Genomic DNA, 14357 nt, shown 5'->3' on the forward strand with positions numbered 1-14357 from the left:
GGACTAGCCTTTAACCGTCCCAGCATGACCCGACAAGGACGACGGAGAGGTGTCCGATCATGGGAAACGCAGAGAATGTTGAACTGGTCCGGCGGGGGTACGAGGCCTTCAACGCAGGGGATATGGCGACCCTCAGCGAGCTGTTCGCGGAGGACGCAGTCTGGCACGTGGCCGGAAGCGGCGTGCTATCGGGGACGAAACAGGGCCGCGACGCCATCCTGGCGTATTTCGGCGAACTGGGAGCGCGCACGCAGGGAAATTTCCAAGCCAAGGTCCAGGACATCGTGGGCGGGGAAAGCCACACGGTCGCGATCCAGCAAACCCACGGGGAGGGCAACGGCAAGACCCTGGACATGGGCACCGTCATCACTTTCGTGGTCCGCGACGGCAAGATCGCCGAGGGCCGGGAGTACTTCGAGGACACGGCCAAGTCCGACGATTTCTGGACCTGACGGTCCGGGCCCGGCGGCCCTGGCAACGCAGGCACTGACAGCGCATGCGGCACGCAGCGACGCGCGGCCTCACGCCATGGCGGTGTGCGCGGCGCTGTGCGAATCGATCGGCTTCGCGTAGCAGTACGAGTGCTCCACGCCGATGTATGGGCCGAAGTTGGGCACGGCCACAAAGCCCGAGTTCTGGTAGAACTGCCGCCCGTCGGTCTGCGCCGACCCCGCCTCAGCGGTCAGGGTGGTGACGCCGAGGGCATGGGCGTGCCCCTCCAGCGCCGCCAGGATGGAACTGGCCACGCCCGAACCTCGCGTGTACGGCAGCACGTAGAGCCGCTTGATCTCGGCGGTGTGCTCGTCCAGCAGGCGCAACCCGCCGCAGCCCACCGGCTGGCCCGACGCCTTGTCGTGCGCCACCAGGAACACCGCGGTGTCGACTTCCGACGGCGGTGGCCCGGACTCGTGCCCGCGGTGGCCGAAGCGGGCGTCCAGTTCCGCCTGCTGGGCTGCCCGCAGGTCGGCTCCCACCGGGTTGGACCAGGGGACCTGCCGGATGTTGAGCCGCGGGTTGGTCTGCATCGCTGCCTCGATTCGCCGAAGGGTTATGCAGACCAAGGCTATGGAGCGGCGGTTTCCGTGGTGTTTCGGCCACGTAAGGGCTTTGAGAACTCGGTTTCCGCGATTTCGACGAGTCCGCGCACATTCGGCGTCCGGAAACGCCCGTCCGGCAGGGAAACGTCTAAGCGGACGGTTCGGCGGGGCGGCCGGTGGGGTCCTCCGCCGTCGGGTCCGCCAGGGCCAGTCCGCCCACCGGGCTGTCGTCCCAGTGGATCAGCCGCCAGCCGGCGTCGGGATCGCCTTCCAGCGCCACGATGCCGGTGTTGGCGAGCACGTGCCGCGCGGCGAACTCCGCCTCGACATTGGCGGCACGCAGGCCGGTCCAGACCCGGATCGCGGCGCCGTGGCTGACGACGGCGACGGCGGCGTCCCCGGCGGCGGAGGCAGCGGCGGCGATCCTCGCGATCGAGTCGTCGTAGCGTTCGAAGAAGTCGTGGCCGCTGGGGCCGGAGGGCATCCGCCGGTCCAGTTCGCCCGCCGTCCAGGCGAACACTGTGCCGAGGTAGCGCAGGTGGGATTCGCGGTCGGTGAGCTTCTCCAGCGCCCCGGCTTCGATTTCCCGCAGCCCTCCCAGCACCTCAATCTCCAGCCCGCGGGTGGTGGCGAGCGGTGCGGCCGTGAGCTGGGTGCGGACCAGGGTGGACGCGTAGAGCAGTCCGATCTTTTCGTTCGCCAGGGAGCGGGCCAGCGCGGCCGCCTGGCGTTCGCCCAGCTCGGTCAGTCCGGGGCCCGGATGGGCGGTGTCCAGCTGTCCCAGGACGTTGCCCGGGGTCTGGCCGTGACGGATCAGCAGAAGCCTCATGGCAGCGATTTTACCGGCTGGGCCGGGGCCCGGCGCGGCCCCGCTTGCCGCCCGAGATTCCGGCGGTCAAGGGATCCGGACCGTGGCCTGGATCGGGGCGTGGTCGCTGGGGTACCGGTCGTCCAGCCGGAAGGTGTTGACCGCGGCCTCCGCGACCTGGATCTCCGGCGTGACGGCGATCCAGTCGATGCGGCTTTCGCCGATGACCGGGTCCTTGTAGTTCGGGAACGTCCCGTACTCCGGAGTCAGCCGCTGCTTGGCCGCGGTCCAGGAGTCCCGGAAGGTGCCGCTCCCAACCAGGGTGCTGTACGCGCCGGAGGCACCGGCGTCGGCATTGAAGTCGCCCATCAGCACGGTCGGCAGCCCCGGCTCGAAGCGTGTTGCGTGCTCCACGATGGCCTCGGCGCTGCGCAGCTGCGCGTTCTCGGACTCGTGGTCGAAGTGGGTGTTGACCACCATCAGCTCACGTCCGGTGTGGTTGTCTTCGAACCGGCCCCAGGTGGCGATCCGGGTGACGTGGTTGCCCCACGTCGCCGAGCCGGCCACCGTGGGCGTGTCAGAGAGCCAGAACTGGTCCCACGTCCGCAGCTTCAGGCGGCGGGCGTCGTAAAAGATGCAGGAGTGCTCGCCCCGGCGGCCACCTTCGCGGCCGTGGCCGATCATCCGGTAATGGTCCGGAAGGGCCTCGCCGATCACGGCCAGCTGGTGCTCCAGGCCCTCCTGGATGCCCAGCACCTCGGGCAGCTCCTCGGCTAGTACGGCCTGCAACGCCGGAACGCGCTCCGGCCAGTAGTCGGCCTGGCCCGGCAACGTCGCCGCGATGTCGCAGCGGATGTTGAAGCTCATCAGGCTCAAGGCAGCCGGGTCGGCCGCGGCGTCAGCAGCCGCGCCGGCTCCTGGGCCGGGGTCGGCGTCGGGACCGGCCGCTGGGCCGGGGTCGGTCAGAACGGTCCGTGCTGTCGACGGTGCGTCGCTCGGCAAGGGGTCTCCTCGGGTCGGTAACAGCCCCAGCTTCCTTTCTGAAGCTGGCCAGTCCTCGACGGCCGCGTAAACGGCGGCCTGCCGGAAGGTGAATTCGGGGCGAGCACGGCTAGGCCAGGTGGTCGACCAGCTTGTCCGCGATGCCGGTGTACTTGCCCGGGGTGAGCGCCAGGAGGCGGGCTTCGGCATCGGCTGACAGGCCCAGGCCCTGGACGAATTCCCGCATCCGGGCGGCGTCCACCCGCTGGCCGCGGGTCAGGTCCTTGAGCCGCTCGTACGGGTTTTCCATGCCCGCGACGCCGGCGATCGCCTCGGCCCGCATGACCATCTGGATCGCCTCGCCGAGGACCTCCCAGTTGGTGTCCAGGTCCCTGGCGAGCACGTCCTCCGCCACGTCCAGGCGGTCCAGTCCCTTGGCCACGTTGGAGATGGCCAGCAGGGAGTGGCCGAAGGCCACGCCGATGTTTCGCTGCGAGGAGGAGTCGGTGAGGTCTCGCTGCCAGCGGGAGGTGACCAGCGTGGAGCCCAGTACGTCCAGCAGGCCCGAGGAGATTTCCAGGTTGGCCTCGGCGTTCTCGAAGCGGATCGGGTTGACCTTGTGCGGCATCGTGGAGGATCCGGTGGCTCCGGCAACCGGGACCTGCGCGAAGTAGCCGATCGAGATGTAGCTCCAGATATCGGTGCACACGTTGTGCAGGATCCGGTTGAAGCGCGCGACGTCGGCGTACAGCTCGGCCTGCCAGTCGTGGCTTTCGATCTGCGTGGTCAGCGGGTTCCAGCCCAGGTCCAGGCCTTCTACGAAGCTCTTGGCGACCTGCTCCCAGTCCGCCCCCGGCACGGAGGCGACGTGGGCGGCGTAGGTGCCGGTCGCGCCGTTGATCTTGCCGAGGTACTCGGTCCGGGCAATGCGGTCCAACTGGCGGGTCAGCCGGTGGGCGATCACGGCCAGTTCCTTGCCGAGCGTGGTGGGGGTGGCGGGCTGGCCGTGCGTGCGGGACAGCATCGGGACCGCGCGGTTGGCCTCGGCCATCGCGCTGATCTGCGCGACCAGCTTGCGGGCCGCGGGCAGCCAGACGTCCTCCACGGCGCCCTTGACGCCGAGCGCGTAAGAGAGGTTGTTGATGTCTTCCGAGGTGCAGCCGAAGTGCACCATGGCGGTCAGGTGCTCGATTCCGATGCCCGGCAGTCGGCGGCCGATGTAGTACTCCACGGCCTTGACATCGTGCACGGTGACGGCCTCGATTTCGGCCAGTTCGGCGACCGACGCGGCGTCGAACTCGGTGACGATGGCCCGCAGCTGCTCCTGCTGCCCCGCGCTCAGCGGTCCGGCCCCCGGCAGGACGTTGTTGTTGGTCAGGTGGATCAACCACTCAACCTCGACGGCGACCCGGTCACGGTTGAGCGCGGCCTCGGAGAGGTAGTCCACCAGCGGCGCGACCGCCGACTGGTAGCGGCCGTCGAGCGGGCCGAGCGCGATCTGGTGGTCGGACGCGGCGAGGGCCAGGCGTCCGGACGGCGTGCGGGTCTCAGCTGTGGCGGCAGTTTCAGGCATGGTCCGATTCTTTCACGAAGTGCCGCCGGGCCTTAAGCGGGCAGTTCCTTATGACATTTCCCCCCGCGGACGGGACCGTTCCGCCCCCTGCGCGGACGGCTGCTTTTCCACATAGCTGTCCCGGCCGCTTCCGGCGCCGCTGGCCGGCCCCTAGCGTCGAACCCGGGACTGAACTGCGAATGAAAGGGGCCCGGACCATGAGCGGCACGTTGACAGCGGCGGAGGCGGCGGCGTGCGCCTCACGCAGCTACGAGGTCCAGCAGCTAGCTGCCAGGGTCGCGTCATGTGCGGACCAGGGCGGTGCCGCCTTGGCCGCACTGAGCCGGCTGGAACTCCACGGCTGGCAGTCCCCGGCCGGCCGCGCCTACCGCTCTACGCTGTCGCTTCAGTCCGCAGCCTTGCGGCGGGGCCGGGACGGGCTGCAGGACGCGGCAGCGGTGGTCCTGCGGCACGCCCAGAACGTGACGCTTTCGTCGGGACGGCCGGGGTACTGATGGCGGAGGCGACCCCGGCGGGCTCCGGAGGCGTCCCCCGCCCCTCCGCGCCGCCCCCGGACGGGATGCTCCGGATCCGTGGCGGGATCGGCGGCCTCAGCTTCCAGTTCGAGGAACTGCTGGCGGGCGCGGCGGCCCTGGATGGGGTGGTGCGCCAGCTCTACGCCCTGGAGGCGGAGGCCGACGGCGTCCGCCGCGCTCTGTTCGACTACCAGCCCGACTCTTACCGCAGCGGCAGCGACGCCATCATCGCGGTGGGGGAGGCCGGCCGTGACGTCAGCCGCGTCAGGGCCGAATTGGAACACATCGCCGCCCAGGTCCGGGCCAGCCACCGGGAGTACGAATTCACCGAAGCCCGGAACGCCTTGCTGCTTCGGATGGGGCTCTCCGCCCCCGGGTACGGCTCCCCGCAAAGTCTCTTCGCGCTTCCCGGGATCCGCGACCAGGTCGAACACGGCGTGGCCATGGCTCCGCGCAGCCTGGCGCTCCTGTTGGGCCTGCCCGTTCCCCTGGCCGGGGCCGTCGGCGCGCTCAGCGGGCCCACTGACGTCCGGCGCGCAATCCGGGACCTGGCGGCCGCGCCGGGACTGGGGTTCCTGAAACCGCGGCCGGTCACAGTGATCGGCAGCGAAACAGCCGCCGCGGACGTGGACCTCTCCCCGGCGGGCCTGTTGCGGCGGGCGGACGCGGTGGGCCGGAACAGCGGCGACATTGAAGTCATCCGGGTCGAGGGCGGCAACCGGCGCGCTTGGGTGGTCATCATCCCGGGAACCCAGCTCGGCGGGCTGCCCGCGGGAACCAACCCCTTCGATACGTCAGGCATCGCCGAGGGGCTCGGCTACGATTCGCAGGCAACCACAGCGGCCATCAGGCAGGCACTGCGCGAGGCCGGTGTGGAGGCGGGCGAGCAGCTCGCCGTCGTCGGCTACAGCCAGGGCGGCATCCACGCCATGAACCTCAGCAGGGACAAAGCCTTCCTGGCCGAATTCGACCTGAAGTTCGTACTGACCGCCGGTTCCCCGGTGGGCGGCATCACCCCTGAGCCGGGCATCGGCAGCCTGCACCTGGAGCACCAGCACGACTGGGTGCCGGGAGCCGACGGACTGGCCAATGCGGACACCAGGGACCGCGTGACCGTGACCTTGACCAATGACCTGGTCATGCCGCCGCCGCAGGATTTCGGTCTCGGTCCCGGCCATCGGCTGGAAAACTACACGGCCGGCGCGGAGGCGGTCGCGGCGAGCCGGGATCCCTCGCTGCGGGCATCCACCGCCGCACTGGCCGCCGTGGTCGGTGCCCGCGGCATCGCAACGGTGAACCGATTTTCCCTGCGGCGCGAACCGCAGCCGGCGCAGGGCGTGGTCACGGCTCCGGGGCCCAACCGCTCGACCGGCGTATTGCCCTCAGCCCGCGTCGCGACGGACGCACGACCCGCTGCGGCCCCGGCTGCGGCGGGGATGTCCGGCTAGGGACTGGGCCGGGAGTGCCGGCGGGAGTGTCCGCGGAGGGCCGGCTAGCGGCGCCGGCCGCCCGGGAGCCGCCCGGCGACGAGGGACACCACGGTGATGATGATGGCTGCGAAGACCGCGGTCCAGAAGAAGGAGTCGATGGTGAAGTGCACCGGCGTGTAAGAGCTCAGCCAGGAGGTGAGGTACAGCATCGCGGCGTTGATGACGATCGTGAACAGCCCCAGCGTGAGGATGGTCAGTGGCAGCGACAGCAGGCTGACCAGCGGCTTGACGAGGGCGTTGACGAGGCCGAAGATCAGCCCGATAAACAGGTACGCCAGGATGATCCCGATCGTGTCCGTGCCCTGCGTGACGCCGCTATTGGCCACGGCCCCGGTGGTGGCGGACGTGGAAATATCCAGCCCGGGGAGGATCCAGCTGGCGATCCAGAGGGCCAGAGCATTGACGATGACCCGCACGAAGAGTGAGCGCATGGCCCCATGCTGTCACATCACCGGTCGTACCGGCAGGAGGGCGAAGTAGGCTAAGACGCATGACTTCATCAGACAACCAGGCCGGAGGGATCCGCCCGCGGCCGGTAGTAGACCTCCTTCCCCGTTACGCAGCCGGAAAACCGCCGGTCCCGGTCGAGGGGCTAGTGAGCTACAAGCTTTCCTCCAACGAGAACCCGCTGGCTCCGATCCCTGCAGTGCAGCAGGCCATCGCGGCGCAGACCGACTTCAACCGCTACCCGGACCCGTTGAGCAGCAAGCTGCGCGGTGCGCTCGCGGGCTTCCTGGACGTCCCCGCCGAGGACATCGTGACCGGCGCCGGCAGCCTCGGTGCGCTCAACCAGCTGCTGGCCACCTTTGCCGGCCAGAACGACGACGGCAAGGCCGACGAGGTCATCTACGCCTGGCGTTCCTTCGAGGCGTATCCCATCAGCGTGGGCCTGGCCGGCGCCGAGAGCGTGCAGATCCCGCTGACGGCCGACGGCCGGCACGACCTGGACGCGATGGCTGCCGCGGTGACGGCCCGCACCCGGATGATCCTGCTGTGCACCCCGAACAACCCCACCGGCCCCATTCTCATGACCGAGGAGACCGAGCGGTTCCTCAAGACCGTCCCCTCGGACATCGTGGTGGTCATCGACGAGGCCTACCAGGAGTTCGTCCGGGCCGAGGATGCCGTCGACGGCATCGAGATGTACCGCAAGTACCCGAACGTCGTCGTCCTGAGGACCTTCTCCAAGGCGCACGGCCTGGCCGGACTGCGCGTGGGTTACAGCGTGTCCCAGCCGGACCTCACCCAGCACCTGCGCGTCACCGCGACGCCCTTCGCGGTTTCCCAAATCGCCGAGGCGGCGGCTGTCGCCTCGCTGCAGCACTTTGGCGAGGTTGTAGAAAGGGTACAAAGCCTGGTCGATGAGCGGGACCGCGTGACCGAGGGCCTGCGTGAGCTCGGCTGGTTCGTACCGGACGCCCAGGGCAACTTCGTCTGGCTTAATCTGGGTACCAACAGTGCGGAATTTGCCGCACTGGCGGGGGAGCGGGCACTGTCGGTCCGGGCCTTCGGCAACGAGGGGGTGCGGGTGAGCATCGGCGAGGCCGAAGCCAACACCCGTTTCCTCGAATTGTGTGCGATCTATACAAAACCCCCACAGCGTTCCTAGCGCTTAACACGAAGTCCGCCGAAGGTACGCTGCGGATAAAGTAGGGACGAGTAAGCCAAAATATATGCCGGACCTGGAATGCATGCCCGGTCCGGCATATATCCCAGCGATTGCGGCGCATTCGGATGCGGCAGGCAAGGAGACGGTATGGGCGCCACACATCTGCCCTCTACCGAGTTCGACGGAACCGACGTGGATGACCAGCTCGAGGCGCAGGCCGAGGCGGTGCTGGGCGACCCCGCTGTCCCGATGGTCCAGCTGCTGGGTCCGGACGGCACCCTGGGTTCGGATCCGGTGTTTTCCGAGTACGCCGCGCGGCTCGACGCCGGGAAGCTCCGCGGTTTCTACGCGGACATGGCAAAGATCCGCCGTTTCGACGTCGAGGCCACCGCGCTGCAGCGGCAGGGCCAGCTGGCCCTGTGGGTCCCGCTCACCGGCCAGGAAGCGGCGCAAATCGGGTCCGGCCGGGCGAGCCAGCCGCAGGATTACATCTTCCCGACCTACCGGGAGCACGGGGTCGCGCTGACCCGCAACGTCGACCTGGCCGAGCTGCTGCGGCAGTTCCGCGGGGTGTCCAACGGCGGCTGGAACCCCAAGGACACCAACTTCCACCTCTACACGCTGGTCCTCGCCGCCCAGACGCCGCACGCGGTCGGTTACGCAATGGGCATCCAGCGCGACCAGAAGCTCGCCGCGGCCCAAAAGGCAGCCGGGGAGGCGCCGGCCGGTTCACAGGCGCCCAAGGCCGCCGTTGTGGTCTATTTCGGCGACGGTGCCAGCTCCGAGGGCGATGTCCACGAGTCCATGGTCTTCGCCGCCTCCTACAACGCCCCCGTGGTGTTCTTCTGCCAGAACAACCACTGGGCCATCTCGGTTCCCACCGCCGTCCAGACCCGCATTCCGCTCTCCAACCGCGCCAAGGGCTACGGCTTCCCGGGCATCCGGGTGGACGGCAACGACGTGATCGCGGTCCACGCCGTCACCGAGTGGGCCCTCGAACGCGCCCGCGAAGGCAAGAGCCCGGTGCTGATCGAGGCCTTCACCTACCGCGTCGGCGCGCACACCACCGCCGACGATCCGACGAAGTACCGCGGCTCGGATGAAGAGGCGCAATGGCGGGCGAAGGATCCGCTGGAGCGGCTCGAGAAGTACCTGCGCGCCGAAGGCCTCGCCGACGACGCCTTCTTCGAGCAGGTCAAGGCCGACGGCGACGAGCTGGCGGCGTACGTCCGCAGCACCATCCACGACCTGGGAACCCCGGACATCCGGACAGCCTTCGCCAACACCTACGCCGAGGCACACCCCCTGGTGGCCGAGGAGCTGGCGTGGTTTGAGGAATACAGTGCGGGCTTCGCCGACGAGGCAGACGGAGCCGAGGCAGGCGCTGCCGGGTCCGAAACGGCCGCGGCACACACAGAGGGGGCGGTGCGCCGATGACCACCATGACCATTGCCAAGGCCATCAACGAGGGCCTGCGCGCGACGCTGAGCAGCAACCCCCGGACCCTGCTGATGGGCGAGGACATCGGCCCGCTCGGCGGCGTCTACCGAGTCACCGACGGCCTGATCGGGGAGTTCGGCGCCGACCGCGTCGTGGACACCCCGCTCGCCGAGTCCGGCATCATCGGCACCGCGATCGGCCTGGCGCTCAGCGGCTACCTGCCGGTCTGCGAGATCCAGTTCGACGGCTTCGTCTTTCCCGGCTTCAACCAGATCACCACGCAGCTGGCGAAGATGCATTCGCGCAGCAACGGCAACCTCACCGTCCCCGTCGTCATCCGGATCCCCTACGGCGGCGGCATCGGCTCGATTGAACACCATTCCGAGTCCCCCGAGGCGCTGTTCGCCCATACCGCCGGGCTGCGCATCATCACCCCGTCCAACCCGCACGACGCCTACTGGATGATCCAGCAGGCGGTCGACTGCCTGGACCCCGTGATCGTCTTCGAGCCGAAGCGGCGCTACTGGCTCAAGGGCGAGGTCGACACCGGCTCCCCGGGCCAGTCCGCGGACCCGTTCAGGGCCCATGTGCTGCGTGAGGGGTCGGACGCTACCGTCGTGGCCTATGGCCCGCTGGTTCCCGTGGCCCTCGCGGCCGCCTCCGCGGCGGCCGAGGACGGCCACAGCGTCGAGGTGATCGACCTGCGTTCCATTTCGCCGATCGATTTCGACACCGTCACGGCCTCGGTCCGGAAAACGGGCCGGCTGATCGTGGCGCATGAGGCGCCGACCTTCGGCGGTATCGGCGGCGAGATCGCGGCGCGGGTCAGCGAGCGGGCCTTCCATTCCCTCGAAGCCCCGGTCATCCGCGTCGGCGGCTTCCACATGCCCTACCCGGTCGCCAAGGTGGAGGAAGACTACCTGCCGGACATCGACCGCATCCTTGAGGCGCTGGAACGCGCCCTCGCCTACTGACGGGGACCTCCATGACCGTGAACAAGTTCAACCTTCCTGACGTGGGCGAGGGCCTGACCGAGGCCGAAATCGTGTCCTGGAAGGTCAAGGCCGGTGACACCGTGGCCGTCAACGACGTGCTGTGCGAAATCGAGACCGCCAAGTCCCTCGTGGAGCTTCCTTCCCCCTACGCCGGAACTGTCACCGAGCTGTTAGTCCCGGAGGGCGTGACGGTCGACGTCGGAACGCCGATCATCAGCGTTTCCGACGCCGCCGCGCCGGCCGGGACCCCGGCGGTTGCCGCCGCTGCCACAACAACTCCGGCGGCTACTCCTGCTGCCGCTGCGCCGGCGCCCGAGGCGCCGATGTACGGAAAGCTGGAGCAGGACGCGTCCGACACCGCCGAGCCGGCCGGGCCCCCGGCCGGCGGCCCGCTGGTCGGTTCCGGTCCGAAGGCCGACGCCGTCAAACGGCGCCGCCGGATCTCCGCGCCGGTTGCGGCGGCCTCCGCCCCCGCCGTCGAACGGGCCGGGATCGAGGCGCACGACATCTGGATCAGCCCGTCCGCGGCCACCCAGGCTGAACCGCCCGTCGCGGCGGAAGCCGAAGCTGTCGACCAGCGCCCGACGCTGGGCGGGGCCATCACCGGCCTCGTCAACCGTGTCCTGGCCAAACCCCCGGTCCGGAAGATTGCCCGCGACCTCGGCATCGACCTGGCCGACGTCGTTCCCACCGGCGCGCGCGGCGAAGTGACCCGTGAGGACCTCGTCAGCTATCAGGCCCAGCGCGACGCCGAGCTGGACCAGGCGGATTCGTTCTGGGGCAAGACCGGCCGCCCCCAGGAGCAGCGGATCGAGCGCATTCCGGTCAAGGGCGTCCGCAAGGCCACCGCACGGGCGATGGTCGAGTCCGCCTTCGCGGCCCCGCATGTGAGCATCTTCGTGGACGTGGACGCCAGCCGCACCATGGAGTTCGTCAAGCGGCTCAAGGCTTCCCGCGATTTCGAGGGCATCAAGGTTTCGCCGCTGCTGATCCTCGCCAAAGCCGTCATCTGGGCCGCGGCGCGGAACCCCAGCGTCAACGCGAGCTGGGTGGATGCCGAGGACGGCAGCGACTCAGCCGAGATCCACGTTAAGCACTTCATGAACCTCGGCATCGCGGCCGCGACCCCGCGCGGGCTGATGGTGCCCAACATCAAGAACGCCCAGGATCTCTCGCTGAAGGAACTGGCGCTGGCCCTCAATGAGCTGGCCACCACCGCCCGGGCGGGCAAGACCCAGCCGGCGCAGATGCAGGGCGGCACCCTCACGGTCACCAATATCGGCGCCCTGGGCATCGACACCGGAACGCCGATCATCAATCCCGGCGAGGTGGCGATCGTGGCTTTCGGCACCATCAAGCAGAAGCCCTGGGTGCTCGACGGCGAGGTGATCCCGCGCTGGATCACCACGCTCGGCGGTTCGTTCGACCACCGGGTGGTGGATGGAGACCTGTCGGCCCGCTTCATGGCCGACGTCGCAGCCATCCTCGAAGAGCCCGCACTACTGCTGGACTGAGCTGGGCGGCCGCCGGTCCGGCCGCCGCTCCGGGGCGCTGGCCGCCGACGCTCCAGCCCAGTTGTTCCCGGCCAGTTCCTGGCCAGTACCCGGCCGGGCGGCGGGATCCCGCGGTTCTCCGGCGCCGGCGCGGACCCCGCTGCAGTGGAGATGCCCAAGAACCGGGCGGGAACGCGGGGTCCGGGCGTGTTGCGCCTAGTTCGACCCGTAGGCGGCGAAGGTCGAGAGCAGCTCGGTCATGCCCGGGTCGCTGCCCCAGCCGGCAACGGCGGCCGCTGCGGCAAACACCACGCCGGCGAAACCGAAACTGCCGGCCGTGACCGCGCCCAGGAACTTCCAGTCCTCGCGCAGGATGCTCCGGACCGTATCGGGCATCCGCAGCGCCGGGGAGATCAAATTGGGGGCGCTGTCCACCGAGCCGTCGTCGAGGTACGCGACCACCCGGCCGGCGGCACGGTCGACCCGCATCGTGCTGATGTGGTTTCCATGGCGGGCCAGCAGAATGTCGTGGCCGACGAGCTGGCGGCGCTGAAGAACAGGCATGGTTTCTCCCCGGGAGGTGGCGGATAGGTCTGTCCGCACCATCGGGGGCACCTCCAATTTTACCGCCGCGCGCCGCGCCGTCGCCGGTAATTCCGGGTGAGGCTGCCCACGACAGAGGGTGACCGCGGTCAAATCCAGGCGAATCCTGTCCCGGAACCGCGCGGCGGCACTAGAGTGGCACCAGCCGCCGCCGAGCCGGCGAACGCCGATCAAAGGAGATTTTGCGTGTTCTCGAGCCCGTTCCCCGCTGTAGAAATTCCCGACGTCAGCCTTTACGAGTACCTCTTCGGCGGCCTGGAGGAGGCGGACCTGGACCGGGTCGCCGTCGTCGACGGCAGCAGCGGAGCCGAAACCAGCTACCGCGAGCTGCGCGACCGGATCAACGCCCTCGCGGGCGCCGTCGCCGCCCAGGGGCTGGGCATCCACGGCGTCGCCGCCATCCTATGCCCGAACATCCCGGCGTTCACTGTCGTGTTCCACGGCCTGCTGCGGGCCGGCGCCACCGTCACTCCCGTCAATTCGCTGTACACGGCCGATGAGATCGCGAAACAACTCACCGACGCCGGAGCCAGCTGGCTCTTTACGATCTCGGCCCTGCTGCCCGCCGCCCGGGAAGCGGCCGGCCAGGTGGGCATCCCCGCGGAGCGGCTGGTGGTGCTCGACGGCGCCGAGGGTCACCCCTCGCTGACGGAGCTGCTCGCCAGCGGCGCACCCGCCCCGGATGTCAGCTTCGACCCTGCCACCCACCTCGCCGTGCTGCCGTACTCCTCGGGCACCACCGGACGGCCCAAGGGCGTGATGCTGAGCCACCGCAACCTCGTGGCGAACGTGGAACAGTCGCGCGGGCTGCTCAAGGTCCGGCCGGACGACCGGCTGCTGGCACTGCTGCCGTTCTTCCACATCTACGGACTCACGGTGCTGCTGAACCTGGCCCTCCGGGAACGCGCAAGGCTGGTCACCATCCCGAAGTTCGACCTCGCGGAATTCCTGCGGATGGTCCAGGACCACAAGTGCAGCTATCTCTTCATTGCCCCGCCGGTTGCCGTGGCACTGTCCAAGCACCCGCTGGTGGCGGAATACGACCTCAGCTCCGTGCACACCACGTTGTCCGGCGCGGCGCCGCTGGACGGCGAACTGGGGGCGCGGCTGGCCGAGCGGCTGGGCTGCCGGGTGCTCCAGGGTTACGGCATGACCGAGATGAGTCCCGTTTCCCACCTGATCCCGGTCGACGCGACGGAGGTTCCGGTCAGCTCGGTGGGCTACACCGTCCCCAACATGGACTGCCGGCTGGTGGATCCGGCCACGGGCGAGGAAATCGAGGTCCCCGCGGAGGGAACCAGCGCCCCGGGCCACCTGCTGTGCCGGGGGCCCAACGTGATGCTCGGTTACCTGAACCGGCCGGATGAGACGGCTGACACCCTCGACGCGGACGGCTTCCTGCACACCGGGGACATCGCCACGGTGCGGGCGGACGGCGTGGTGTCGATCGTGGACCGGCTCAAGGAATTGATCAAGTACAAGGGGTACCAGATTGCGCCGGCCGAGCTTGAGGCGCTGCTGCTTACCCACCCCGGCATCGCCGACGCCGCCGTGGTCGGAACCGCCGACGCCGACGGCCAGGAGGTGCCGATGGCTTTCGTGGTGCGCCAGCCGAACGCCGAGGGCGAGCTGCTGGACGAAGCCGGGGTGCAGGAATTCGTAGCCGCCCGGGTGGCGCCGTTCAAGAAGATCCGGCGCGTGGAATTCATCGAGGCGGTGCCGAAGTCCTCGTCCGGCAAGATCCTGCGCCGGATGCTGAAGGCAGTGGATGCCTAGGACAGCAAAGCCGGCGCAGCAGCCCTAGGGCTGCTGC

14 protein-coding genes are annotated in these 14357 nt (G+C 69.2%); 8 read left to right on the forward strand and 6 right to left on the reverse strand.

Annotation, left to right across the window (positions count from 1 at the left end):
* Window positions 1-59 precede the first annotated feature (59 nt).
* Window positions 60-452, forward strand: coding sequence for a nuclear transport factor 2 family protein (locus AB4Y91_RS14905; protein WP_441419212.1), 393 nt, complete (start codon window positions 60-62; stop codon window positions 450-452).
* A gap of 69 nt (window positions 453-521) precedes the next feature.
* Here AB4Y91_RS14905 and AB4Y91_RS14910 read toward each other — a convergent pair whose 3' ends face one another.
* From AB4Y91_RS14910 to purB, 4 genes are all read right to left on the reverse strand, one after another.
* A complete protein-coding gene (locus AB4Y91_RS14910) occupies window positions 522-1025 on the reverse strand; it encodes a GNAT family N-acetyltransferase (RefSeq protein WP_441419213.1) in 504 nt (167 codons plus the stop codon).
* Window positions 1026-1185: 160 nt separating this feature from the next.
* A complete protein-coding gene (locus tag AB4Y91_RS14915) occupies window positions 1186-1866 on the reverse strand; it encodes a histidine phosphatase family protein (protein ID WP_441419214.1) in 681 nt (226 codons plus the stop codon).
* Between the two features lie 66 nt (window positions 1867-1932).
* Window positions 1933-2847, reverse strand: a complete 915-nt coding sequence (locus AB4Y91_RS14920; protein ID WP_441419215.1) for an endonuclease/exonuclease/phosphatase family protein — start codon at window positions 2845-2847, stop codon at window positions 1933-1935.
* Window positions 2848-2956: 109 nt separating this feature from the next.
* Window positions 2957-4399 (reverse strand): adenylosuccinate lyase, encoded by a 1443-nt coding sequence (gene purB / locus AB4Y91_RS14925; protein ID WP_441419216.1) that lies wholly within the window; start codon window positions 4397-4399, stop codon window positions 2957-2959.
* Between the two features lie 197 nt (window positions 4400-4596).
* Here purB and AB4Y91_RS14930 point away from each other — a divergent pair, with 197 nt between their 5' ends.
* Together AB4Y91_RS14930 and AB4Y91_RS14935 are read left to right on the forward strand one after the other, a co-directional pair.
* Entirely contained in the window at window positions 4597-4893 is a 297-nt protein-coding gene (locus AB4Y91_RS14930; protein ID WP_441419217.1) for a hypothetical protein, read from the forward strand.
* Complete coding sequence (locus AB4Y91_RS14935; protein ID WP_441419218.1) at window positions 4893-6362, forward strand: hypothetical protein; 1470 nt, start codon at window positions 4893-4895, stop codon at window positions 6360-6362. Before AB4Y91_RS14930 ends, AB4Y91_RS14935 begins: the two co-directional genes overlap by 1 nt.
* Window positions 6363-6406: 44 nt before the next feature.
* On the opposite strand, the gene AB4Y91_RS14940 is transcribed toward AB4Y91_RS14935, so the two are convergent.
* Window positions 6407-6835, reverse strand: a complete 429-nt coding sequence (locus AB4Y91_RS14940) for a phage holin family protein (protein WP_441419219.1) — start codon at window positions 6833-6835, stop codon at window positions 6407-6409.
* A gap of 59 nt (window positions 6836-6894) precedes the next feature.
* Here AB4Y91_RS14940 and AB4Y91_RS14945 point away from each other — a divergent pair, with 59 nt between their 5' ends.
* The 4 genes from AB4Y91_RS14945 (at window position 6895) to AB4Y91_RS14960 (ending at window position 11962) form a co-directional block, all read left to right on the forward strand.
* Window positions 6895-8013, forward strand: a complete 1119-nt coding sequence (locus tag AB4Y91_RS14945; RefSeq protein ID WP_441419220.1) for a histidinol-phosphate transaminase — start codon at window positions 6895-6897, stop codon at window positions 8011-8013.
* Between the two features lie 147 nt (window positions 8014-8160).
* On the forward strand, window positions 8161-9450 hold the full coding sequence (locus AB4Y91_RS14950) for a thiamine pyrophosphate-dependent dehydrogenase E1 component subunit alpha (protein WP_441419221.1): 1290 nt from the start codon (window positions 8161-8163) through the stop codon (window positions 9448-9450).
* Window positions 9447-10427, forward strand: coding sequence for an alpha-ketoacid dehydrogenase subunit beta (locus AB4Y91_RS14955; RefSeq protein ID WP_441419222.1), 981 nt, complete (start codon window positions 9447-9449; stop codon window positions 10425-10427). Before AB4Y91_RS14950 ends, AB4Y91_RS14955 begins: the two co-directional genes overlap by 4 nt.
* Window positions 10428-10438: 11 nt before the next feature.
* Window positions 10439-11962, forward strand: coding sequence for a dihydrolipoamide acetyltransferase family protein (locus AB4Y91_RS14960; protein WP_441419223.1), 1524 nt, complete (start codon window positions 10439-10441; stop codon window positions 11960-11962).
* Between the two features lie 195 nt (window positions 11963-12157).
* Here AB4Y91_RS14960 and AB4Y91_RS14965 read toward each other — a convergent pair whose 3' ends face one another.
* On the reverse strand, window positions 12158-12505 hold the full coding sequence (locus AB4Y91_RS14965) for a hypothetical protein (RefSeq protein ID WP_441419224.1): 348 nt from the start codon (window positions 12503-12505) through the stop codon (window positions 12158-12160).
* 225 nt (window positions 12506-12730) lie between these two features.
* On the opposite strand from AB4Y91_RS14965, the gene AB4Y91_RS14970 reads away from it, so the two are divergent.
* Window positions 12731-14320 carry an AMP-binding protein gene (locus tag AB4Y91_RS14970; RefSeq protein ID WP_441419225.1) on the forward strand — a complete coding sequence of 530 codons (1590 nt, stop codon included), beginning with the start codon at window positions 12731-12733 and terminating at the stop codon, window positions 14318-14320.
* Window positions 14321-14357: the final 37 nt, after the last annotated feature.

The organism is Arthrobacter sp. YAF16, assembly GCF_052113385.1.
GTDB lineage: Bacteria > Actinomycetota > Actinomycetes > Actinomycetales > Micrococcaceae > Arthrobacter.